Consider the following 22,626-nt stretch of genomic DNA (forward strand, 5'->3'; position numbering starts at 1 on the left):
ACCTTGCATAGCACGGCGGCGGTGGCGGGGCCCATGCAGGACGCACAATAAAAAAGGGAGACCGGCAGGCCTCCCCTTCAAGCATTCTTGCAGCGTCCTTGCTGCTGGTTCTTCTTCGTGATGGCACATCGCCTTGAATACGCACCGCAGTCACCAAGGAGAAGAACAGGCTAGCTGTGTTGTTGTCCTTGTTGGCGCTCCTGGTGGTAACCGCCTCGTATTCAAAACAATAATCCAACCACGACGGCAGCGGATCTGCCTCCCCCCGGCTTGTTGGTGTTGTTGCCGGGGGTGCACCTTCGACGGCGATTGCTCTTGTTGTTGGCCGTACTGATGCGTCGGGTCCTTAGTCTCCGGTTCCTCGCGAAGCTTGTTGTTGTTGGCAAGCGAGGGGCCGAGCACGTCTCTGTTGTTCTTGTTGGCTAATCGCGCCTGTGTGGCACTGGCCCGCGGTGGTTATTGTTATTGGTGCGGGGCTTGTCACTCGGGGCTGCAGCGTTGTTGTTGTTGGTGCAGCCGGTGACACCGGAACTTGTTTTTCTTACCCGGTTATATAGCAGCCTGCGTGCCAGACTGTATTTATTAAATACATATCAATGGTTTATGGCGACGCCCTCGGAGGTGTCAGCGACGCGGGTGGCAGAGTGTTACCCCTGAGGCCCCAACGTGGGGCACGGGCTGTGTGGGACGGTAACAAATGGCGCAAGGTGGGAAGCCTGGCCCCACACGACAGCGCCCGCGGCGGTGGCCACGGGCGCTTGCGCGTTAGTCGCATGGACGATGGTCGCATGGGCGTGAAGGGTCGCGGACGCCAGCCGCTCAGTCATTCTTGCGTCGTGGGCTCTTCTTGCGGGGGATGCCGAGGCGCTGGCGCCGCTCCCATAGCGACTTGCGACTGATGCCGAGCTTCTGGGCCAGATCGGTCTCGCTCATCTGGTCCTGGTGCTCCAGCACGAAGTGCTGGAAATAGTCTTCAAGCGATAGGTCGTCCTCGCCGCTGCCCTCGGTGTCCTGGCCGGCGTCGGCCGTGGTGGGTTCAGGCTCAGCGGGAGTGCTCTTGCGCGGGGTGGGGGGCGTGCCGCTGGGCGGCGAGAGTCCGAGGTCATCCGGATGGATCAGGTGCCCCTCGGCGAGGATCACGCCACGCTCGAGGGCATTTTCCAGCTCGCGCACGTTACCGGGCCAGGGGTAGTCATGGATCTCGCGGCGGGCGGCGCGGGAGAGTCGCAGTCCCTCGCGGTCGTGGCGCTTGCAGGCCTTCTCCAGAAGGATATCGGCGATCAGCAGCACGTCATCTTCGCGGTCGCGTAGCGGAGGCAGGTCGATCTGCATGACGTTGAGGCGATAGTAGAGGTCGAGACGGAACTCGCCGGTCTTGGACAGGGCGCGCAGATCGCGGTGGGTGGCGGCAATCAGGCGCACGTCCACGTGGCGGGTCTCCACCGAGCCGATCTTGCGGATCTCGCCCTCCTGCAGCACCCGCAGCAGCCGGGCCTGGGCGTCCAGCGGCAGCTCTCCGATCTCGTCGAGGAACAGGGTGCCGCCGTCAGCGGCTTCCACCAAGCCGGTGCGGGCGGCGCTGGCGCCGGTGAAGGCGCCCTTCTCGTGGCCGAACAGCTCCGACTCGATCAGCGTCTCGGGGATCGCCGCGCAGTTGACGCTGATCAGCGCTGCCCGGGCGCGCTTGCTCTGCTGGTGCAGGGCGCGAGCCACCAGCTCCTTGCCGGTGCCCGATTCTCCCTGGATCAGCACGGTGACGTCGGCTGGTGCGGTCTTGCGGATGCGCGAGTAGACCAGTTGCATGGCCGGGCAGCTGCCGATCATTGGCTGAGCCTGGCCGCTGGGCTCGGTGATGTCCGGTGGCTCGGCGCGCCGCGAGGCTTGCAGGTGCAGCACCCGGGCCACGGTCTCGAGCAGCTCGTCGTGGTCGAAGGGCTTGGCCACGTAGTCCACGGCGCCCTGCTTGAGGGCGTCCACCGCCGAGCGCATGCTGGCGTAGCTGGTCATGATCAGCACCGGGACCGGGGCGGCACGGGCGATCAGCTCGGTGCCGGGCTCGCCGGGCAGGCGCAGGTCGCTGATCACCAGGTCGAAGCGCTGGGGGTCCAGGGCGGTGGCTTCGTCGACGGAGCCCGCCTCGTCGACATGGTAGTCGTGGCGCTCCAGCAGACGGCGCAGGGCGCTGCGGATGATGGCTTCATCTTCTACGATCAGGATCCGGCTCATCGCGGTGACTCACCCTCCTGTGGGTTCAGCGGCAGCCAGAGGCTGATGCGGGTGCCGCGCTCGCGACCCGGCGGCGGCGATTCGATATCGATCTGGCCGTGGTGCTCGGCGACGATGCTGTAGACCAGCGGCAGGCCCAGCCCTGTCCCCTGGCCGGGAGGCTTGGTGGTGGTGAAGGGCTCGAAGAGGTGGTCGCGCACCCGTTCGTCGATGCCGTGGCCCTCGTCGGTGACAGCGACCCGCAGCCCGGCGGCCTCGGCACTCGCCTCGATGACCACGCGGTCGCCGGGATCGCTGGCGTCGCGGGCGTTGCCGAGCAGGTTGACCATCACCTGCAGCAGCCGCTGGGCATCGCCCTGGACCCGGGGCGCCTGGGGGCAGCGGTTCTCGAAGACGACATCGTCGCCCGAGCGGGCGAGATGGATCAAGTGGATGGCCTCGTCGGTGACCTCGGCCAGGGAGACCGGCGCGAACGCCTGGCCGCTCAGGTGGCGGCCGCCGTGGGCGAAGCCCACCAGCGATGAGACGATTCGCGAGACACGGTCGGTGAGCTGCTGAATCTGCTCGGCGGTCTCGAGGATCTCGGGGTCCTCGGTGTCATAGCGCAGGTTCTGGGCCAGGGAGGAGATCCCGGTGATGGGATTGCCGATCTCGTGGGCCACCCCGGCCGCGAGCTGGCCGATGGATGCCAGGCGTGCGGCGTGGACCAGCTCATCCTCCAGCCACTTCATCTCGCTGTGGTCCTCCACCAAAATCACCATGCCGCCGGGTTCGCTGTCATCGCCCGCGAGCTCGGCCTTGTGCAGGCTCAGGTAGCGGACGCTGCCCGCCAGGGTGACCGGCTGCTTGTAGAGGTGGCTGTGCGACTCGGCGAGGATGCGGCCGAGCAGCTCGCCCCAGGGAGCCGGCAGGCTGTCGCGGCGGGCGCCGATCACGCTGGCACCGTCGATGCCGCTGAGCACGGCCAGGGCGTCGTTCCACATCAGCAGTTCACCGTCCTCGCCGAAGGCACACAGCCCCACCGGCAGGCGGGCCAGGGTGCGGCGATGGTAGCGGCGCAGGCCGTCGAGTTCCCGGGCCAGGCCGGTGAGTCGAGAGCGGTAGGCCTCCAGGCGGCTCTCCACGTAGTGGATGTCCTCGGTGGCGCCGGCGCTGCCCTCACGGTAGGGGAGGTAGCGGTCGACGATGTCCTGAGCCACCGAGGGGCCCATCAGGCCAGAGAGATTGGCCTGCAGGCGGTCACGCAGCCGGCGCAGGGCGTAGGGACGGCCGTCCAGGGGGCCGAGCCCGAGGTCGTCGAGGGCCCGCTCCACCTCGCGCTGTGCCGCCTCATCGCCCAGGGCGCGGGCCAGATGAGCCTTGAACTCCTCACCGTTGACGGCCTCCAGCGGCAGGCGCTTGGGGCGGATCACGGCATCCACCGAGCAGGCCTCGGCGGCCGCCCGTTCTCCCTCGGAGGTGTGCGTGGCCAGGGAGACGACGATGAAGACCAGGGCGTTGCCGGCCAGGGAGACCAGGGTGATCACGTACCACTCCGGCTCGCCTGCCAGGGCCTCGAGCCCGGGAGGAATGACCACCAGCGGTGGCAGGCCGGTGAGCAGCGGTCCCCACAGGCCGAGCAGCCACACCAGCAGGCCCACCACCAGACCCGAGATCATCCCCTTGCGATTGGCGCCGGGCCAGTAGAGCAGGGCCAGCAGCCCGGGCAGGCACTGGGCCATGCCGACGAAGGCGGCCAACGCCAGGGTGGTGAGGTCGTGATGCACCCCCACGGTGCGATAGAAGAGCCAGCCGCCCAGCACCACGGCGCCCACCAGGGCGCGGCGTAGCCACAGTAGCCAGCGGTAGAGGTCGAGCTGGGCCTCGGGGGGGCGGGCCACCAGCAGCACGTGGTTGAGGATCATGCCCGACAGCGCCAGGGCGATCAGCACCATGGTGGCGCTGGTGGCGGCCAGTCCGGCGATGAAGGCCATCGACTGCACCCACAGCGACTCCGACAGCCCGAAGGCCAGGTAGGCGGAAGGCAGTATGTCGCCTGCGCCGAGCTGCTGGCCCGCCCACAGGATCAGCGGCACCGGGATGGCCATCAGCAGCAAGAACAGCGGCAGCGCCCAGCTGGCCTGCAGCAGGGTGTGGCGGGAGTGGGTCTCGGTGAAGGTGATATGGAAGATGTGGGGCATCAGCAGGGCCGCGGCGAAGAACAGCAACAGCAGGGTGCGCCAGTGGGCCGGGTCGGGCTGCACCACGTCGGCCTGGAAGGCCTGGCCGGGGCCGTCGAGCCAGGCCTGGAGGTCGGCGGGACCGTCGAAGACCACGAACAGCGCGAAGGCGCCGAGGCCGAGCATGGCGGCCAGCTTGACCAGCGAGGAGAGGGCGATCACCGCCATCAGGCTGTCGTGGTGGCCGTCCACGCGGCCCTCTCGCGCACCGAACAGCATGGCGAACAGGGCGATCATGGCGCAGAAGGCCAGCGCCAGCAGCGACGGCGAGGCGGCACCGGTCATCAGGAAGATGGCATCGCCCATGGTCTGCACCTGGAGGGCAAGCAGCGGCAGCACCGCCAGCAGGCTGATCAGGGTGATCAGGGTGCCCACCCAGCGCGAGCGGAAGCGGAAGGCGAACAGATCGGAGAGCGAGGCGAGCTGGTAGGTGCGGGTCATGCGCTGGATCGGCACCAGCAGCACCGGGGCGAGCAGGAAGGCCCCGGCGACGCCCAGGTAGTAGGCCAGATAGCCATAGCCGGAGGTGGAGGCGAGCTCCAGGCTACCGTAGATGGCCCAGGCGCTGGCGTAGACCCCCAGCGCCAGGGTGTAAACCAGCGGGTGGCGGGTGATGCGCGTGCCGATCACCCCGCGCTCCACCGCCAGCGCGCACAGGAACAACACCAGCAGGAAGCCGGTGCCCAGGGCGAACATCCCGGGCAGGCTAGCGTTCATCGAGTGTCCTCCTGCCCGGCGATCGACGCGGCCTCAGGCTAGCGTTCATCGAGCTTCCTCTTCTGTTCCAGCCACAGGGTGAGGGCGATCAGCACGCCCCAGATGACGAAGGGGCGGTACCAGGCCACGCCGGGACTGGCCCAGCCACTCATCATCAGCGGCGAAAGCAGGTAGCCGCCGAGCACCAGGAACAGCAGGATGCGATAGACGTACATGACAGCCTCTCAGTCGGGCGGGAGCGCATCGCCTTCGGTCGTGCGGTGCGGCTCCGGGCGGATGCGGGAGACCTCCCAGTGGGCGATTCCCCAGGCGAGCAGTTCGGCCACCGGCGCCCCGGTGAGGTCGGCGGGTGGCGACTGGTCCAGGGCCGCCAGGGCGGCGTGCAGCAGCGGGCGCACCGCGTCGTCGTCGGTGGGCAGGGCAGGGGCCAGGTTCTGCTTGGAGAGCTTCTGGCCCCCCTCGCCGATGATCAGCGGCAGGTGCAGGTAGCGCGGCTCGGGGACGCCCAGGGCATCCTGCAGCTGGCGCTGCCAGGGGGTGTTGTCGAGCAGGTCGAAGCCGCGCACCACGTCACTGATCTGTAGCTCAGCGTCGTCCACGACCACGGCGAGCTGGTAGGCCCAGAGGCCATCCTTGCGCTTGAGCACCACGTCGCCGAGCGTGGCGGGGTCGAAGCGCTGCTCGCCGAACAGTCGGTCCTGCCAGACCACCGGACGTAGGCCCAGGTCACTGCGCAGCCGCCAGGCCAGGGGGTTGGCGGGCTCGCGGACCCCTTCCCGGCACCAGCCCGGATAGATGGGGGAGTCGCGCCACTGCTTGCGCGAGCAGCTGCAGGGGTAGGCCAGGCCCAGGGCGATCAGGCGGTCGAGTGCCGCCTGATAGGCGCCATCGCGGCCGTGCTGCCACAGAACCGGGCCGTCCCAGTGCAGGCCGAAGGCCTCCAGCTGGCGCTGGATCTCGTCGGCGGCACCGGGCGGGCAGCGAGGCGGGTCGATGTCCTCGATGCGCAGCCACCACTCGCCGCCGGCGTGGCGGGCATCCAGGAAGCTGGCCAGCGCTGCCACCAGCGAGCCGAAGTGCAGCGGGCCCGAGGGGGTGGGGGCGAAACGGCCGCGGTAGTGGCTCATGGGCGGCGCCAGCCATCAGACACACGAACGGGCACCCAGGGGTGCCCGTTACGATGCTTCATGCAGGCCATCGGCATACTCGGATCAGCCGCCCAGCTGCTTTTCCTTGAGCTCGGCCAGCGTCTTGCAGTCAACGCACAGAGTGGCCGTGGGGCGCGCTTCCAGGCGGCGGATGCCGATCTCTACGCCGCAGGCCTCGCAGAAGCCGTAGTCATCCTCGTCGATGTTGTCGAGGGTCTCGTTGATCTTCTTGAGCAGCTTGCGCTCGCGATCCCGCGTGCGCAGCTCCAGGCTGAAGCCCTCCTCCTGGGTGGCGCGGTCGGCAGGGTCGGCGTAGTTGTTCGCTTCTTCCTGCAGATGACGCACGGTGCGGTCCACCTCTTCCATGAGCTCCTGCTTCCAGCCCAGCAGGATCTGTCGGAAGTGCTCCAGCTGCTTCTCGTTCATGTACTCTTCACCCGCCGCCGGCTCGTAGGGGGTGAACTTCTTGGGCGCTTCCACTTTCTTGTCGACTACTGGCATGGGATTGCCTCGTTACTTGAGTGACTGCTGATCAATACCCGCCCTAAGCAAGGTATCTCACGCCAAAGGGATGCTTGTTTATCGGAAAAACCGGGGGTTTGCAACCTTGCCGGCCCCGCCGACTGCAGCCTTGCCACCAAAGTCGCTACACTATTGACCCTTTATCATATGACACTGTGACCACGCCGCGGGGGCAAGGCTCCCGGGCGTCGGTCGCCTGCCACAGGAGCTCACCATGGCGTGGAGTGCACGCATCGACCGGGTCGCCCCCTTTCGGGTCATGAGCCTGCTGGAAACCGCCCAGGCCCGCGAGGCGGCCGGCCACGACGTCATCCACCTGGAGGTGGGGGAGCCCGACTTCCCCACGCCCGAGCCGGTGCTGGCGGACGGCCAGGCGGCGCTGGCCGCGGGCCACACCCGCTACACGCCGGCGGCGGGACTGCCCGCGCTGCGCGAGGCGATCGCCGGCCACTATGCCGAGCACTTCGGCGCCGCGGTCGATCCCGGGCGCATCCTGGTGACCCCCGGCGCCTCCGGGGCGCTGCTGCTGGCCAGCCAGCTGCTGGCCGGCCCCGGCGACCGGGTGCTGATGGCCGATCCCAACTACCCCTGCAACCGCCACTTCATGGCCCTGGCCGGGGCCGAGGTGGACGCCGTGCCGGTGGGCCAGGCGAGCGGCTGGCAGCTGGATGCCGGGCTGGTCGAGGCCCACTGGCGCGACACCACGCGCCTGGCGATGCTGGCCACGCCTTCGAACCCCACCGGCCATATGCTCGATGCCGGACAGCTTGCGGCCGTGGCCGAGACGGTGGCCACGAAGGGGGGGCACCTGCTGGTGGACGAGATCTACCAGGGGCTCTGCTTTGATCTCGAGCCGCTCTCGGTGGCGGCGATCACCCCGGACGCCTTCGTGGTCAACAGCTTCTCCAAGTATTTCGGCATGACCGGCTGGCGCCTTGGCTGGCTGCTGGCGCCGGAGGCGGCGGTGGAGCCACTCACCCGGCTGGCCCAGAACGTCTTCCTGGCCGCCCCCACGCCGGCTCAGCATGCCGCCCTGGCCGCCTTCACCCCCGAGTGCCGGGAGATCCTCGAGGCGCGCCGCGTCGAGCTGGGGCGCCGCCGCGATGCCCTGCTGGCGGGCCTGGCGCGGCTCGGGCTGGCTCCCTCGCTGCCGCCCCAGGGGGCCTTCTACCTGTGGCTCGATATTTCCCGCTACAGCGACGACAGCCAGGCCTTCTGCCGGCGCCTGCTGGAGGAGGAGAACGTCGCCATCACCCCGGGGATCGACTTCGCCCTCCAGGGCGGCGAGCACCATGTGCGCATCGCCTTCACCACCGGTATTGCCAGGCTCGAGGAGGCGGTGAGCCGCCTCGAGCACTTCCTGGCCCGGCAGTAAACCGGAGATCCCCCCATGGACTATCCCGAGCTGGTGCCGGGCACTCTGCTGCGCCGCTACAAGCGGTTCCTGGCCGACGTGCGTCTCGATGACGGCCGTGAGGTGGTGGCCCACTGTCCCAACACCGGCTCCATGCGGGCGGTGAACTTGCCGGATTGTCGCGTATGGCTCGCACCCAGCGACAACCCGGCGCGCAAGCTGGCCTGGACCTGGGAGCTGATCGAGCTGCCCCAGCCAGACGGCACCACGGCGGCTGCCTCGGTGCATACCGGGCGCGCCAACCGCATCGTCGAGGAGGCCCTGCGCGTCGGAAGGGTGCCCGGGCTCGATGGCTATGCCGAGCTGAAGCCGGAGGTGAGGGCGTCGATTGGCGACGAGAAGCCGTCACGGCTCGACTTCCGCCTCGACGATCCCGAGCACGGCACCGCCTTCGTGGAGGTCAAGCAGGTCACCCTCAAGGAGAGCGATGGCCACGGCTACTTCCCCGACGCGGTGAGCGAGCGGGGCAGGAAGCATCTGGAGGTGCTCGCCGCCCTGGCCGAGCGCGGCCAGCGCGCGGTGCTGCTGTTCTGCGTGGCCCATGAGGGCATCGAGGACGTGGCGCCGGCGGCCCATCTGGACCCGGCCTATGCGGCCGCGCTCCGGGAGGCGGCGGCCCGCGGCGTGGAGGTGTTGGCGCAGCGCTGCGAGGTGGAGCGCCGCGGCCTCGTGCCGGTGGCGATCCGCCTCGGCCCGGTGCTTCCCGTGTCACTCACTCGCGAGGTGGGCGAGGGGACCCCTCACCGGGCCGGGGTACAGTCGGGCAGCGCCTGAGCCAGGCGCTCCAGCGCCTCGTGACCGCTGGCGCCCTCGGTCTGGTCGTTCCACCACCGACGGTGCACGCTGCGCACCCGCACCGTCACGCGTGGCAGTCCCAGCACCTGGGCCATGGCCAAGCGGTGCAGCCCCTTGTTGATCTTGATCAGGCGGCCGTGTCGGTCCACGGCCACGCCGAGACGATCCTTGCCCGCTTCGGCATCAAACCCGAAACAGGCCATGCCCTCCATGTAGAGCAGGTAGAGGCGCAGGTACTCGAGGATTCGCTCCCGGCCGTCCAGGAGCAGCCCGCGATGGTGGGAGCGAAGAGGGTTTCCCTGATCGCTGCGCGCCTCGAGCGTCTGGAAGGTGGCGCTCTGCTCCGGCGCCAGGCGGTAGTGCCACAGATCCTGCATGAAGCGGGTCTGGCTGCTGTCGATCAGGTAGTGACGCGGCAGGTCCCAGTCACCGTCCCACAGGAAGAGGTTGGAGGCCTTGCGCCGCTGCAGGCGATCGGGAAAGCCCGCGGGATAGCTGAAACCACGCACCAGGCGGCGCGGATCGACCCCCAGGTCCAGCCGCTCGCCCAGGGTGGTCTCGAGGCTGCGGCGGGGAAGGCCTTGGGTCTCGAGCATCCGACAGGCGTCACGCCGGGCCTGCCAGTGACGGAAGAGACGGTCCTCGACCGGGCGGCCCAGGGTTCGCTGGAAGGCCATCTTGGCCCGGTAGGCGAGGCGCGACGTCAGCATCTTGCGCCGCAGGCTGGGATCATAGAGCGGGGGATGCACGCTCTCGCCGGTCGGCGTCAGCGGCAGGCGGGCGGCCTGCCGCAGCGTCTGGAGGGTCTGGCCGAGCCGCGCCTCCAGGGCTTGGCCGGGGGCCGCCGGCGGCAGCCGTTGGCTCAGCTCCCAGAGGGCCGGCCCACGGCGTTCGGCCGGGATGCGCTCCAGCTCCGCCGGCGGGCCCTGGCCGTCTGCCGGGCTCGGTGGCGGGAGTGCCCCCTCCAGAGCGCTCAGCTGGTTGTGCAGCCGACAGCTCAGGATGGTGAAGAGCCAGTGTCCCGGCGGCAGGCCGCTGTCGGCAAGGCGGTGAGCGTTGCGCCAGGCCATCAGCAGGGTGTCATGGACCACGGCTTCGACGTGGGGGGGCTCCGCAAGGAAGTGGCTGGTGACCGACAGCACTCTCGGCAGGCCGAGCTGCTGGAGCCGTTGGAAGCCGACGGTGTCACCCTGGGTGCAGGCCAGTAACGCGGGCTCGAGCGCCTGGTGGGTCACCGGCGGCGATGCGGTCATGAAGGTTACCTGTCGATATAGAAGCGCTGAATGAAGCTGACCCTGGCCGGGTCGGCGTTGCGGTCGTGAAGGACCTCCAACTCGAAGCGCATCGCCTCGTCGTCGTGGATGCGGAACACCGCCACCTGGGAGGGCACATCGCCGCTACGGAGGGTGCGGAAGCTGAGTGGCGTTCGCGCGTCGCTGCTGCTCAGCCCCCCGACCGTGCCGTTCACGGAGACAGGACGGGCACGGGTGGTGCCGTCCTCCCGCTCCTCGAGCACGCTGACGTTGAGCAGCGCCATCACCTGGCTGCGCTGTATGCCGTGCTCGCGGGCCACTTCCTCGGGCAGGAAGCTGGTATTCACCGCACTGTAGTGAATCTGGATATTGCCGACCTGCTCGTACTGCTGGGCGGCGGCAGGGCCGACCAGCAGGGCCAGGGTGGCTGCCGCCAGCAAGGCCAGGATGCCAGGTTTCATCGTCACCCCTCGCTATCAATCTGTTGGTTATCGACTCTGCTGCGTCGTTACCGGGTCAGCCGCGGGTGACCCGGAAGATGGCGATCTCGCCGAACAGGTTGGGCCACAGCCGCGAGGTCCAGTGGCCCTCGTGGTCGCCGATGCCCACCGCCCGGTCGACAATGATCAGACCCTTGTCCCGGCACAGTTGTTCAAAGTCGTTGAAGGTCGACAGATGGATGTTGGGGGTGTCGTACCAGGCGTGGGGCAGCGACTTGGAGACCGGCATATAGCCCTTGAAGCCGAGGTAGGCCCGGTGGCGCCAGTAGGCGAAGTTGGGGAAGGTGATGATCGCCTCGCTGGCCACTCGCAGCATCTCGTCGAGGGCACGGTCGGGGCGGCGCAGGGCCTGCAGGGCCTGGGTCATGATCACCAGGTCGCAGGCGTCATCCTCGAAGTTGGAAAGCCCCTCGTCGAGGTTCTGCTCGATGACGTTGACGCCGCGGGCGATGCAGGCGGTGATGCCGTCGGGGGCGATCTCCAGGCCATAGCCGGTGACGTTCTTGTCGCGGGCCAGGGCCGCCAGCAGGCTGCCGTCACCGCAGGCCAGGTCGAGAATGTGGGCGTTCGGGGGGACCCAGTCGTGGATCAGCTTGAAGTCGGGGCGGTTCATCATGCGCGCGCCTCCAGGCCGAGGTCGCCGGCCACGCGGTCCATGAAGGCGGCGAATACCGCCTGATACCGGGGCTCCGGCATCAGGAAGGCGTCGTGGCCGTGGGTCGAGTCGATGTTGGCATAGCTGACCGCCTTGCCGGCACGCACCAGGGCGTTGACCAGCTCCCGGGAGCGCGGCGGCGGGAAGCGCCAGTCGGTGGTGAAGCTGACCACCAGGAAGGGGCAGGCCGCCGGCGCCAGGGCGCGGGCGAGGTCGCCACCGTGGGCCGCGGCCGGGTCGAAGTAGTCCAGCGCCTTGGTCATCAGCAGGTAGGTGTTGGCATCAAAGGAGGTGGAGAAGGTGTCGCCCTGGTAGCGCAGGTAGGACTCCACCTGGAACTCCACGTCGAAGCCGAAGTTGAGGTCGTCGGTGCGCAGATCGCGGCCGAACTTGCTGCCCATGGAATCCTCGGAGAGGTAGGTGATATGCCCCACCATGCGTGCCAGCTTGAGGCCGCGACGCGGCACGGTGTCGTGTTCGGCGTACCAGCCATCGTGGAAGTCGGGGTCCGAGCGGATCGCCTGGCGTGCCACCTCGTTGAAGGCGATGTTCTGGGCCGACAACTTGGGGGTAGCGGCGATCACCGCGGCGCTGGCGACCCGCTCCGGGTAGGCCAGGGTCCACTGAAGCGCCTGCATGCCGCCCAGGCTGCCGCCGATCACCGAGGCGAAGCGCTCGATGCCGAGGCGGTCGGCCAGTCGGACCTGGCTGTTCACCCAGTCGCTCACCGTCATCATCGGGAACTCTGGTCCCCACAGGCGGCCGGTCTCGGGGTTCTCGCGGTTGGGTCCGGTGCTGCCGTGGCAGCCGCCCAGGTTGTTGAGCGAGACCACGAAGAAGCGCTCGGTGTCGATGGACTTGCCGGGACCGATATGGGCGTCCCACCAGCCCGGCTTGCGCTCGTCGCTGTCGCGGTAGCCGGCCGCATGATGGTGGCCGGAAAGCGCGTGACAAATCAGCACCGCGTTGGAGCGCTCGGCGTTGAGGGTGCCATAGGTCTCGTAGACGAGGTCATAGGCCGGCAGCGTCCTGCCACAGGCCAGGGCCAGGGGGTCGTCGAAGTGCGCCGTCTGGGGCGTCACCAGGCCGACCGAGTCATCAGGGAGCTCGGGCATCAGTCGTTCCGTGTCCAGTCGTTACGGTAGGCGGTGAGGGCGGGCCTCAGAGCCCGACCAGGGCGCCGGCCACACCGGCGGCCCGGGTCAGCGAACCCACCAAGATACCATCGATCAGGCTGATGGCGATGAAGGCCACGATCGGCGAGAGGTCGATCATGCCGAGCGGCGGGATGACCTTGCGCAGCGGCGCCATGATCGGCTCCACCAGCTGCATCACCAGCAGCGCCCCCGGGTGGCTGGCGTTGGGCGCCACCCAGCTGAGGATGATCATCGCGATCAGCGCAAAGAAGTAGATCTTGAGGATGGCATTGGCCAGCGCCGCCACGGCACCGATGGCCACGGAGACGACGGGGGCCATGCCGAAGCCGGCCACCTGCAGGATGATGATGATGCTGACCGCCTTGATCACGAAGCCGGCGGCCAGGGTGGCCAGGTCGAAGCGTCCCATCACCGGGCCCAGGAATCCCTGGAAGGGGCGCACCGCCGGCTGGGTGATCTTCACCACCGTCTGGCTGATGGGGTTGTAGTAATCGGCCTGTGACGCCTGCAGCAGGAAGCGCAGCATCAGCAGGAAGATGTACAGGTTGACCAGGGTGTTGACCAGCAGCAGTCCGGCATTTCCCATGAGGGTTCCTCCATGTCGTGGGCAGGCCGCCGTCCGGCGGCCTGTTGAAACTGATGCCTGAAATCAGCGTCCGCTGAGCTCTGTGGCCATCTCCCGGGCGCGGGCGGCGCAGGCGTCCATGGCCTCGGTGAGTATTCGGCGGAGTTCGGCCGTCTCGAGATGCTCGACGGCGCGCTCGGTGGTGCCACCGGGCGACATCACGTTGCGCTTGAGCTCGGCGGGGGGCTTGTCGCTGGCCATCGCCATTTTTGCGGCACCGAAGGCGGTCTGCATGGCCAGGCGCCGGGCGGTCTCGGCGGGCAGTCCGAGCTTGACGCCGGCCTCCTCCATGGCCTCGAACATCAGGAAGAAATAGGCCGGACCGCTGCCGGAGACGGCGGTCACCGCATCCAGCAGCGCCTCTTCCTCGACCCACTCTACCAGGCCCACTGCCTCCATCAGCTCTGTGGCGAGCCGGCGCTGCTCCTCGTTGACCCTGGCATTGGCAAACAGCCCGGAGGCGCCGGCACCGACCAGAGCCGGGGTGTTGGGCATGCAGCGCACCATGGCCAGCTCGCCACCCAGCCAGCCTTCCAGGGTGGCAGCATCGAGGCCGGCGGCCACCGAGATGATCAGCGGACGGCGGCGCTGGACCACGCTGGCCAGCCCCTCGCAGACCTCCTTCATCACCTGGGGCTTCACCGCCAGCACGACAACATCGGCCTGGGCCACCGCGGCGAGATTGTCGGTGTTGGTGTGGATGCCATAGCGCTCGTGGACCGGGGCGAGGAAGGCGTCACTGGGGGAGGTGGCGGTGATCGCGGAGGGTGAGACGCCGCTGTCGATCATGCCGCCGATGATGGCACTGGCCATGTTGCCGGCGCCGATGAAGGTGACTCTGGTGGCCATGGGGTCTGTCCTGTGTCAGTCGTCGAATGAGGCCGGCGTGGTTCACCGGTTTCTGGTGGTTGTCACTCTCGTGCGGTGCGCTCCCCGAAGATGGCGGTGCCTACCCGCACCAGGGTGGCGCCCTCCAGCACCGCGGCCTCGAGATCATGGGTCATGCCCATGGAAAGGGTGTCCAGCGGCGCTTCAGGGAAGCGGCCTTGCAGTGCCTCCAGGGCCTCGCGCAGCCGGGTAAAGGGCTCGCGCTGGGCGTGTATGTCCTCGCCCGGGGCCGGGATTGCCATCAGCCCGCGCAGGCGCAGTCGCGGCATCGCCAGCACCGCCTCGGCCAGCGCCGGCAGTTCGGTGAGACTGGCGCCGGACTTGCTGGCCTCCGCGCTGATATTGACCTGCAGGCAGACATCGAGAGGCGGTAACCCCTCCGGGCGTTGATCGTTGAGACGCCGGGCGATTTTCTCGCGGTCTACGCTGTGTACCCAGGCGAAGTGTTCGGCCACCTCGCGGGTCTTGTTGGACTGCAGCGGACCGATGAAATGCCAGACGATGTCGTCGAGGTCGGCTAGCTCGACCTGCTTGGCCAGCGCTTCCTGGGCGTAGTTCTCGCCGAATTCGCGCTGACCGAGATGCCAGGCCTCGCGGATCCGCGCCGCCGGCTTGGTCTTGCTGACCGCCAGCAGGCGCGCGCCGGTAGTCGGCCGGCCGGCGACGGACAGGGCATCGGCGAGACGCTGGCGCACTGCGGCCAGCGATTCGGCGAGGGGGGTGGAGGCAGAAGGGGCCGTCATGTGGCAAGCTCTGTCATACTGAACATTACAAGATGTCACCAAGGCTGCGGGAGCAAGGGAAAACGCATGGATATTACCGAACTGCTGGCGTTCTCGGCAAAACAGAAGGCCTCCGACCTGCATCTGTCGGCGGGTCTGCCGCCGATGATCCGGGTCGATGGCGACATTCGCCGCTTGAACGTGCCGGCCATGGAGGACCGCGAGGTCCGCAAGTTGATCTACGACATCATGGCCGACCGTCAGCGCCGTGACTACGAGGAGTTCTTCGAGACCGACTTCTCCTTCGAGGTGCCCGGCGTGTCGCGCTTCCGCGTCAACGTCTTCAATCATGCCCGCGGCGCTGGGGCGGTGTTCCGTACTATCCCCGCCGACGTGCTGACGTTGGAGGACCTCGGCCTCGGCACCGTCTTCCGCCAGCTCTCCATGCTGCCCCGCGGCCTGGTGCTGGTGACCGGTCCCACCGGGTCGGGCAAGAGCACTACGCTGGCGGCGATGATCGATTACATCAACGACAACCGCTACGAACACATCCTCACCATCGAGGACCCGGTGGAATTCGTCCACCGCAGCAAGCGCTGTCTGATCAACCAGCGTGAGGTGCACCGCGACACCCACGGCTTCGCTCCGGCCCTGCGCAGCGCCCTGCGCGAGGACCCGGACGTGATCCTGGTGGGCGAGTTGCGTGACCTGGAGACCATCCGGCTGGCACTGACCGCGGCCGAGACCGGCCACCTGGTGTTCGGCACCCTGCACACCACCTCGGCGGCCAAGACCATCGACCGGATCATCGACGTCTTCCCCGGGGATGAGAAGTCCATGGTGCGCTCGATGCTCTCCGAGTCGCTGCAGGCGGTGGTCTCCCAAGCGCTGCTCAAGCGAATGGGAGGCGGCCGCGTGGCGGCCCACGAGATCCTGATCGCGACCGCGGCGGTGCGCAACCTGGTCCGTGAGGACAAGGTCGCGCAGATCTACTCGGCCATCCAGACCGGCGGCAACCTGGGCATGCAGACCCTGGACGCCTCGCTGGCCAAGCTGGTGGCGGACAACGTGGTGGCGCGCGACGAAGCGCAGGCCAAGGCCAAGGGCATGCTGGCGAACTGAGCGGGGGTTTGGCCGTTCGGCAGGGAACAACGGGCAAGAGGAGCAGGGACATGACGGCGAAAGAGTGGCTCTACCAGCTGCTGGATATCATGGTGCAGAAGGAGGCATCGGATCTGCTGATTTCGGTGAATGCGCCGCCGACCCTCAAGATGGCCGGCAAGCTGACACCCATGGGGGACCAGGGGCTGACCGTGGAGCAGGTCAACGAGCTGGTCGGCGCGTCGATTCCGGAAGCGGTGATGGCGCGCTTCCAGGTCGAGCGCGAGGCCAACTTCGCACTCAGCCTCAAGGACAAGGGGCGCTTTCGCGTCAGCGCCTTCCAGCAGCGCAACCAGAAGGCCATGGTGATCCGGCGTATCGCCTTCGAGATCCCCCATCTGGAGGAGCTGTCGCTGCCCCCGGTGCTGGGCGAACTGGCCAATATCAAGCGAGGCCTGGTGTTCGTGGTGGGCGGCACTGGTACGGGCAAGTCGACCACCCTGGCGTCGATGATCCAGCAGCGCAACGAGACCCTGGGCGGCCATATCATCAGCGTCGAGGATCCCATCGAGTACGTGCACCCGCACAAGAAGGCGATCATCAATCAGCGCGAGGTCGGGATCGATACGGACTCCTTCGAGGTGGCGCTCAAGAACACCCTGCGCCAGGCACCCGATGTCATCCTGATCGGCGAGATCCGCACCCGGGAGACCATGGAGCACGCGCTGACCTTCGCCGAGACCGGCCACCTCTGCCTGGCCACCCTGCACGCCAACAATGCCAACCAGGCCCTTGATCGCATCATCAACTTCTTTCCCATGGAGCGTCACGGCCAGGTATGGCTTGACCTGTCGCTCAACTTGCGCGCCATCGTGGCCCAGCAGCTGCTGCCCACGGTAGATGGCGGGCGCTGCCCGGCGATCGAGATCATGCTCAAATCGCCGCTGATCGGCGACCTGATACGTAAAGGCGAGGTCAACGAGATCAAGAACGTCATGGCCCGCTCCCGTGATCTGGGCATGCAGACCTTCGATCAGGCGCTCTTCGATATCTTCAAGGCGGGCAAGATCACCGAAGAGGTGGCGCTGGTCCATGCCGACTCGGCCAACGATCTGCGCATGATGATCAAGTACGGGGACGCGGGCAGCGAGGGGATGACCCAGGCCCGTGAGGCCGCCAGTCACCTCTCGCTGAAGCGCGACGACGAGTTCTAGGTCGCGTCAGGCTCTTGGATCAGGGAGCGTAGACGCCCCCCAGTACGCGGGGTCCCGCGGCGCCGGTGACCGAGGGCAGGTTGCCCGGCAGGCCCTGCAGCCTGCGCCAGGCCAGCCAGGCGAAGGCGCCGGCCTCCAGCCAGTCGGCCGGCCAGCCCGATGTCGCGCCGTCGGTGAGCGCCGAATCGGGTAGGCGGCGGGCGAGACGGGACAGCAGGTCGTGGTTGTGGGCGCCGCCGCCGCAGGGGATCAGCCGCGCCTCGGCAGGAGCATCAAGACGCTCTCGCGCCATGCTCACCGCCTGGGCCACGCTGGCCGCCGTCAGCTCCGCCAGGGTGGCCTGCACGTCCTCGGGGCGCTCCTCTCCCGTCAGCTGAGCCTCCAGCCAGTGGAGATGAAACAGCTCGCGTCCGGTGCTGCGCGGCGGCGGCAGGTGAAAGAAGGGCTCTGCCAGCAGTCGCGCCAGGAGGGCTTCGTCGACCCGCCCCGACGCCGCCCAGGCGCCATCCAAATCAAAGGCGCCGCCGCGGTGGCGAGCATGCCAGGCGTCCAGCAGGGCGTTGGCCGGCCCCGAGTCGAAGCCCAGCGGCGCGCGGGGATCCTCGGCGGGGGGCAGCAGGGTCAGGTTGGCGAAGCCACCCAAGTTGAGCACCAGACGCCACTCCTTCGGGGCGCGGAACAGTGCCTCGTGGAAGGCCGGCGCCAGGGGGGCCGCCTGGCCGCCGGCGGCCAGGTCGCGGCGACGGAAGTCGGCCACCACGCTGATGCCGGTCAGCTCCGCCAACAGGCTGGGGTTGTCCAGCTGCAGGGTATAGGCGGGGCCGCCGGCGTGTCCCTGCGGGGCGTGTTCTACCGTCTGGCCGTGGCTGCCGATGGCCGCTACCGTGTCGCGAGGCGTATCGCTGGCGGCCAGCAGCGCGGTCACGGCCTGCGCCTGCAGGCGGCAGAAGGCGTCCTCGGCCTCCGCCAGCTCGGCAAAGCTTGCCCGTTCAGCGTGGCACAGCCCCCAGAGCCGCGCGCGCAACGCAGCGGGCATCGGTTCTGCGTGGGTGGCCAGCAGGCGTGGCCGGGTGTCAGATGGCGTATTGTCGATCTCCACCAGGGCGGCATCGATGCCGTCCAGGCTGGTGCCGGACATCAGGCCTATATAGAGGGGCATGTCACTCTCTCGGGTCGTGGGGCGTCACCGCCAGGCGCCGACTCATGCTACCATCCTGGCCCATTCGATGGTCCCTGCCGGGGCCCGGCAACCGAACACATGGAGTAGGAGACGATGAGCGACGTGGCAAGCGCGCTGGCGCTGCTGAAGCGAGGCACCCAGGAGATCCTGCTGGAAGATGAGCTGGTCAAGAAGCTGGAGTCCGGTCGCAAGCTGCGGATCAAGGCGGGCTTCGATCCCACCGCCCCCGATCTGCACCTGGGGCACAGCGTGCTGCTGACCAAGATGCGCCAGTTCCAGGATCTCGGCCACCAGATCATCTTCCTGATCGGCGACTTCACCGGTCGTATCGGCGACCCCACCGGCAAGAACGTCACCCGCAAGCCGCTCACCGAGGAGGAGGTTCGCGTCAACGCCGAGACCTACAAGGAGCAGGTGTTCAAGATCCTCGATCCCGAGAAGACCGAGGTGCGCTTCAACTCCGAGTGGTTCAGCGAGCTTTCCGCCGCCAAGATGATCGAGCTGGCGGCCCAGAGCACCGTGGCGCGGATGCTCGAGCGCGATGACTTCGACAAGCGCTACAAGGCTGCCCAGCCGATCTCCATCCACGAATTCCTCTACCCGCTGGTGCAGGGCTATGACTCTGTGGCACTGGAAGCCGACATCGAGATGGGCGGCACCGACCAGAAGTTCAATCTGCTGATGGGACGTGAGGTACAGAAATACCACGGCATGACGCCCCAGGTGGTGATCACCATGCCGCTGCTGGAAGGGCTGGACGGCGTGCAGAAGATGTCCAAGTCGCTGGGCAACTACGTGGGCGTGGACGAGGCACCGGGCGCCATGTTCAACAAGCTGGTCTCCATGCCGGACAGCCTGATCTGGCGCTATTTCGAGCTGCTCTCGCTCACGTCCAATGAGGCGATCGAGTCGCTCAAGCGCGACGTCGAGGCCGGCGCCAACCCCCGCGACGTCAAGATGATCCTGGCCCGCGAACTGATCGGGCGCTACCACGGCGAGGAAGCCGCGGCCAACGCCCACCGCTCTGCGGGTAACCGGCTGGCCGAAGGGGAACTGCCGGAGGACCTGCCCGAGGTGGTGGTAGATTTCGACGGCGGCGAGCAAGCACCCATTGCCGCGGTGCTCAACCGTTCGGGACTGGCCAACAACAGCGCCCAGGCCAAGGACATGCTCGGCAACGGACGGGTCAAGGTGGATGGCGAGGTGGTCGCGCGCGACCACATGCTGGTTACTGGCAAGTGCTATGTCATCCAGGCCGGCAAGAAGCGCTACGCTCGGGTAACGCTCAAGTAGTAGAGCGACTGTTCGACGGCTGACTCTCGCTACCCAAGCGCCCGCCCAGGAGCGGGCGCTGCTGTTTCTGCCTCGTCCCGCGTCGGTCTCTACCCGGCACGTTCACCTATCCACAGCCGCTCGCCGCGCAGGCCCTGTGGATGCGCTTGTCGCCTTCGCGTCGCCTTTCTGTCACGGCGCTGAAACTTTTTGACACGAAGGGCTTGCGGGGCGTCGGGGAAAACCGTAAAGTACGCATCCGCTGCCGGCAACGGGCAACGTTACCGGCGGTGATAAGTGGAAGAAGTGGTTGTTCTGCTTGAGGTTTTTCGGAAGGTTCGGAGGATCGCTCGCTTGACACTCACCGCGGATTCGGTAGAATGCGCCCACTCGATACGCCGTCACCTTGGTTACGCCGGGTGAAGCGGTCAGCGGGACTCAGGACGGGGTGCCAGGCACCGCCAACCGCCGCTTGACACGCTGAGGCGAATCGGTAGAATACGCCTTCCTCGCAGGGCGCTGGCGAGACGGGAGCTGAGGCTCACGTCACGACGGCAAGCGAGACGCTCCGCTCTCTGAGAGTCCGGAGCCGCTCTTTAACAATCGATCAGGTAATTCATGTGGGCGCTTGTCGATGTGTCGGTGACCAGTCACTGAAACATCAAGGCAAGCGACTCGTCAAAGCTCCTCGGAGCTTTTTGAGAACGTTTGACCCTTGAGCCAAGTTTGGTCCGCTTCCTTCCTTGAAGGGTAAGGACTATATGATCGTAAACTGAAGAGTTTGATCATGGCTCAGATTGAACGCTGGCGGCAGGCCTAACACATGCAAGTCGAGCGGTAACAGGTCCAGCTTGCTGGATGCTGACGAGCGGCGGACGGGTGAGTAATGCATAGGAATCTGCCCGGTAGTGGGGGATAACCTGGGGAAACCCAGGCTAATACCGCATACGTCCTACGGGAGAAAGCAGGGGATCCGTGTTCTTCGGAATGGGGACCTTGCGCTATCGGATGAGCCTATGCCGGATTAGCTGGTTGGTGAGGTAATGGCTCACCAAGGCGACGATCCGTAGCTGGTCTGAGAGGATGATCAGCCACATCGGGACTGAGACACGGCCCGAACTCCTACGGGAGGCAGCAGTGGGGAATATTGGACAATGGGCGCAAGCCTGATCCAGCCATGCCGCGTGTGTGAAGAAGGCCTTCGGGTTGTAAAGCACTTTCAGTGGGGAAGAAAGCCTTGGGGCCAATACCCTCGAGGAAGGACATCACCCACAGAAGAAGCACCGGCTAACTCCGTGCCAGCAGCCGCGGTAATACGGAGGGTGCGAGCGTTAATCGGAATTACTGGGCGTAAAGCGCGCGTAGGCGGTCTGATAAGCCGGTTGTGAAAGCCCCGGGCTCAACCTGGGAACGGCATCCGGAACTGTCAGGCTAGAGTGCAGGAGAGGAAGGTAGAATTCCCGGTGTAGCGGTGAAATGCGTAGAGATCGGGAGGAATACCAGTGGCGAAGGCGGCCTTCTGGACTGACACTGACGCTGAGGTGCGAAAGCGTGGGTAGCAAACAGGATTAGATACCCTGGTAGTCCACGCCGTAAACGATGTCGACTAGCCGTTGGGGTCCTTGAGACCTTTGTGGCGCAGTTAACGCGATAAGTCGACCGCCTGGGGAGTACGGCCGCAAGGTTAAAACTCAAATGAATTGACGGGGGCCCGCACAAGCGGTGGAGCATGTGGTTTAATTCGATGCAACGCGAAGAACCTTACCTACCCTTGACATCGTGCGAACTTGGTAGAGATACCTTGGTGCCTTCGGGAGCGCATAGACAGGTGCTGCATGGCTGTCGTCAGCTCGTGTTGTGAAATGTTGGGTTAAGTCCCGTAACGAGCGCAACCCTTGTCCTTATTTGCCAGCGGGTCATGCCGGGAACTCTAAGGAGACTGCCGGTGACAAACCGGAGGAAGGTGGGGACGACGTCAAGTCATCATGGCCCTTACGGGTAGGGCTACACACGTGCTACAATGGCCGGTACAAAGGGTTGCGAAGCCGCGAGGTGGAGCTAATCCCGAAAAGCCGGTCTCAGTCCGGATCGGAGTCTGCAACTCGACTCCGTGAAGTCGGAATCGCTAGTAATCGTGAATCAGAATGTCACGGTGAATACGTTCCCGGGCCTTGTACACACCGCCCGTCACACCATGGGAGTGGACTGCACCAGAAGTGGTTAGCTTAACCCTCGGGGGAGCGATCACCACGGTGTGGTTCATGACTGGGGTGAAGTCGTAACAAGGTAGCCGTAGGGGAACCTGCGGCTGGATCACCTCCTTAACGACGACGTCGCCGACACGCGGCAAGTGCTCACAATGAATTACCTGATCGACCAGAGCAAAAGACTGTTTGGGTCAACGGCCCAGTGGTTGGAAGCCGGGTCTGTAGCTCAGTTGGTTAGAGCGCACCCCTGATAAGGGTGAGGTCGGCAGTTCAAATCTGCCCAGACCCACCATTCTCTGAACGGCCGGGACGCTCAGTTGGTTAGAGCGCACCCCCGGAAGTTCTGCAAAGAGAAGGGTGAGGTCGCGGGGTTTATTTCAAATCTGCCCAGACCCACCATGACAAGCTGTAAGCCATAAGCTTGAAGCTAGAAGACAACCCCGAGTGCTCACTACGCCGGGTTTTTCTTCAAGCTTACCGCTTCTAGCTTCGGTTCAGGGGCCTTAGCTCAGCTGGGAGAGCGCCTGCCTTGCACGCAGGAGGTCAGCGGTTCGATCCCGCTAGGCTCCACCACTCTCAAGCTTGAAGCTGAAAGCCTGAAGCGTGAAGTAAGGCCACAACAGTCGACAACAAAGCGTAAGCCTTAAGCTAGGCGCTGAACGAGACACCTGCCACGCGGCGGGCAGCTCTTCCAGCTTCCAGCTTAAAGCTTCCAGCTTTAACTGCTCTTTAACAATGTGAATCATGCTGACAAACGTTCTTTCCGCAAGGAAAGAACACGAGATATGTTTCAAGCGTATCCGGCAATTGT

At 66.4% G+C, this 22,626-nt stretch carries 18 protein-coding genes, 2 tRNA genes and 1 rRNA gene; 8 read left to right on the plus strand and 13 right to left on the minus strand.

All coding sequences use genetic code 11. From position 1 onward, the window contains the following. Window positions 1-819: 819 nt before the first annotated feature. The 5 genes from ACM26W_RS00890 to dksA form a co-directional block, all read right to left on the minus strand. Window positions 820-2,226 carry a sigma-54-dependent transcriptional regulator gene (locus ACM26W_RS00890; RefSeq protein WP_416138998.1) on the minus strand — a complete coding sequence of 469 codons (1,407 nt, stop codon included), beginning with the start codon at window positions 2,224-2,226 and terminating at the stop codon, window positions 820-822. After that, window positions 2,223-5,162 (minus strand): ATP-binding protein, encoded by a 2,940-nt coding sequence (locus ACM26W_RS00895; RefSeq protein WP_416138999.1) that lies wholly within the window; start codon window positions 5,160-5,162, stop codon window positions 2,223-2,225. Before ACM26W_RS00895 ends, ACM26W_RS00890 begins: the two co-directional genes overlap by 4 nt. Window positions 5,163-5,200: 38 nt before the next feature. After that, the gene (locus ACM26W_RS00900) at window positions 5,201-5,377 is read right to left on the minus strand and encodes a hypothetical protein (protein ID WP_290783817.1); all 177 of its coding nucleotides are present in this window, start codon (window positions 5,375-5,377) and stop codon (window positions 5,201-5,203) included. Between the two features lie 9 nt (window positions 5,378-5,386). Then, the gene (gluQRS, locus tag ACM26W_RS00905; protein WP_416139000.1) at window positions 5,387-6,289 is read right to left on the minus strand and encodes a tRNA glutamyl-Q(34) synthetase GluQRS; all 903 of its coding nucleotides are present in this window, start codon (window positions 6,287-6,289) and stop codon (window positions 5,387-5,389) included. A gap of 84 nt (window positions 6,290-6,373) precedes the next feature. Further along, window positions 6,374-6,811: an RNA polymerase-binding protein DksA gene (gene dksA / locus ACM26W_RS00910; RefSeq protein ID WP_416139002.1), complete on the minus strand. Its 438-nt coding sequence runs from the start codon at window positions 6,809-6,811 to the stop codon at window positions 6,374-6,376. A 235-nt stretch (window positions 6,812-7,046) separates the two neighbouring features. Between dksA and ACM26W_RS00915 the strand changes: the two genes are divergently transcribed. Both ACM26W_RS00915 and sfsA read left to right on the plus strand, forming a co-directional pair. Then, a complete protein-coding gene (locus ACM26W_RS00915; RefSeq protein ID WP_416139003.1) occupies window positions 7,047-8,207 on the plus strand; it encodes a pyridoxal phosphate-dependent aminotransferase in 1,161 nt (386 codons plus the stop codon). Window positions 8,208-8,222: 15 nt separating this feature from the next. Further along, the gene (gene sfsA / locus ACM26W_RS00920) at window positions 8,223-9,020 is read left to right on the plus strand and encodes a DNA/RNA nuclease SfsA (protein ID WP_416139004.1); all 798 of its coding nucleotides are present in this window, start codon (window positions 8,223-8,225) and stop codon (window positions 9,018-9,020) included. Here the strand turns inward: sfsA and ACM26W_RS00925 are convergent. From ACM26W_RS00925 to ACM26W_RS00955, 7 genes are all read right to left on the minus strand, one after another. After that, window positions 8,987-10,294, minus strand: coding sequence for an RNA polymerase sigma factor (locus tag ACM26W_RS00925; RefSeq protein WP_416139005.1), 1,308 nt, complete (start codon window positions 10,292-10,294; stop codon window positions 8,987-8,989). The genes sfsA and ACM26W_RS00925 overlap by 34 nt on opposite strands. A 5-nt stretch (window positions 10,295-10,299) precedes the next feature. Next, window positions 10,300-10,755: a DUF4426 domain-containing protein gene (locus tag ACM26W_RS00930; protein WP_416139006.1), complete on the minus strand. Its 456-nt coding sequence runs from the start codon at window positions 10,753-10,755 to the stop codon at window positions 10,300-10,302. Window positions 10,756-10,810: 55 nt separating this feature from the next. Then, a complete protein-coding gene (metW, locus tag ACM26W_RS00935; protein WP_416140788.1) occupies window positions 10,811-11,407 on the minus strand; it encodes a methionine biosynthesis protein MetW in 597 nt (198 codons plus the stop codon). Then, window positions 11,407-12,564: a homoserine O-succinyltransferase MetX gene (metX, locus tag ACM26W_RS00940; protein ID WP_416139007.1), complete on the minus strand. Its 1,158-nt coding sequence runs from the start codon at window positions 12,562-12,564 to the stop codon at window positions 11,407-11,409. Before metX ends, metW begins: the two co-directional genes overlap by 1 nt. Window positions 12,565-12,610: 46 nt before the next feature. Then, entirely contained in the window at window positions 12,611-13,192 is a 582-nt protein-coding gene (locus ACM26W_RS00945) for a YggT family protein (protein WP_416139009.1), read from the minus strand. Between the two features lie 63 nt (window positions 13,193-13,255). Next, a complete protein-coding gene (gene proC / locus ACM26W_RS00950; protein WP_416139010.1) occupies window positions 13,256-14,080 on the minus strand; it encodes a pyrroline-5-carboxylate reductase in 825 nt (274 codons plus the stop codon). Between the two features lie 62 nt (window positions 14,081-14,142). Continuing rightward, a complete protein-coding gene (locus ACM26W_RS00955) occupies window positions 14,143-14,862 on the minus strand; it encodes a YggS family pyridoxal phosphate-dependent enzyme (protein WP_416139011.1) in 720 nt (239 codons plus the stop codon). Between the two features lie 66 nt (window positions 14,863-14,928). Here ACM26W_RS00955 and ACM26W_RS00960 point away from each other — a divergent pair, with 66 nt between their 5' ends. Together ACM26W_RS00960 and ACM26W_RS00965 are read left to right on the plus strand one after the other, a co-directional pair. Beyond that, window positions 14,929-15,963, plus strand: coding sequence for a type IV pilus twitching motility protein PilT (locus tag ACM26W_RS00960; protein WP_416139012.1), 1,035 nt, complete (start codon window positions 14,929-14,931; stop codon window positions 15,961-15,963). A 50-nt stretch (window positions 15,964-16,013) separates the two neighbouring features. After that, entirely contained in the window at window positions 16,014-17,156 is a 1,143-nt protein-coding gene (locus ACM26W_RS00965) for a PilT/PilU family type 4a pilus ATPase (RefSeq protein ID WP_416139013.1), read from the plus strand. A gap of 19 nt (window positions 17,157-17,175) precedes the next feature. Here the strand turns inward: ACM26W_RS00965 and ACM26W_RS00970 are convergent, their stop codons facing one another. Beyond that, window positions 17,176-18,315 (minus strand): anhydro-N-acetylmuramic acid kinase, encoded by a 1,140-nt coding sequence (locus ACM26W_RS00970; protein WP_416139014.1) that lies wholly within the window; start codon window positions 18,313-18,315, stop codon window positions 17,176-17,178. A 114-nt stretch (window positions 18,316-18,429) separates the two neighbouring features. On the opposite strand from ACM26W_RS00970, the gene tyrS reads away from it, so the two are divergent. The 4 genes from tyrS to ACM26W_RS00990 all read left to right on the plus strand — a co-directional run bounded on the left by tyrS (window position 18,430) and on the right by ACM26W_RS00990 (window position 22,388). Continuing rightward, the gene (gene tyrS, locus ACM26W_RS00975; protein ID WP_416139015.1) at window positions 18,430-19,629 is read left to right on the plus strand and encodes a tyrosine--tRNA ligase; all 1,200 of its coding nucleotides are present in this window, start codon (window positions 18,430-18,432) and stop codon (window positions 19,627-19,629) included. Between the two features lie 748 nt (window positions 19,630-20,377). Beyond that, window positions 20,378-21,932: ribosomal RNA gene (locus ACM26W_RS00980) — 16S ribosomal RNA — on the plus strand. Window positions 21,933-22,030: 98 nt separating this feature from the next. Continuing rightward, window positions 22,031-22,107, plus strand: a tRNA-Ile gene (locus ACM26W_RS00985). A gap of 205 nt (window positions 22,108-22,312) precedes the next feature. Further along, a tRNA-Ala gene (locus ACM26W_RS00990) sits at window positions 22,313-22,388 on the plus strand. Window positions 22,389-22,626 lie beyond the last annotated feature (238 nt).

Source organism: Halomonas sp. HK25 (genome assembly GCF_047795635.1).
GTDB lineage: Bacteria > Pseudomonadota > Gammaproteobacteria > Pseudomonadales > Halomonadaceae > Halomonas.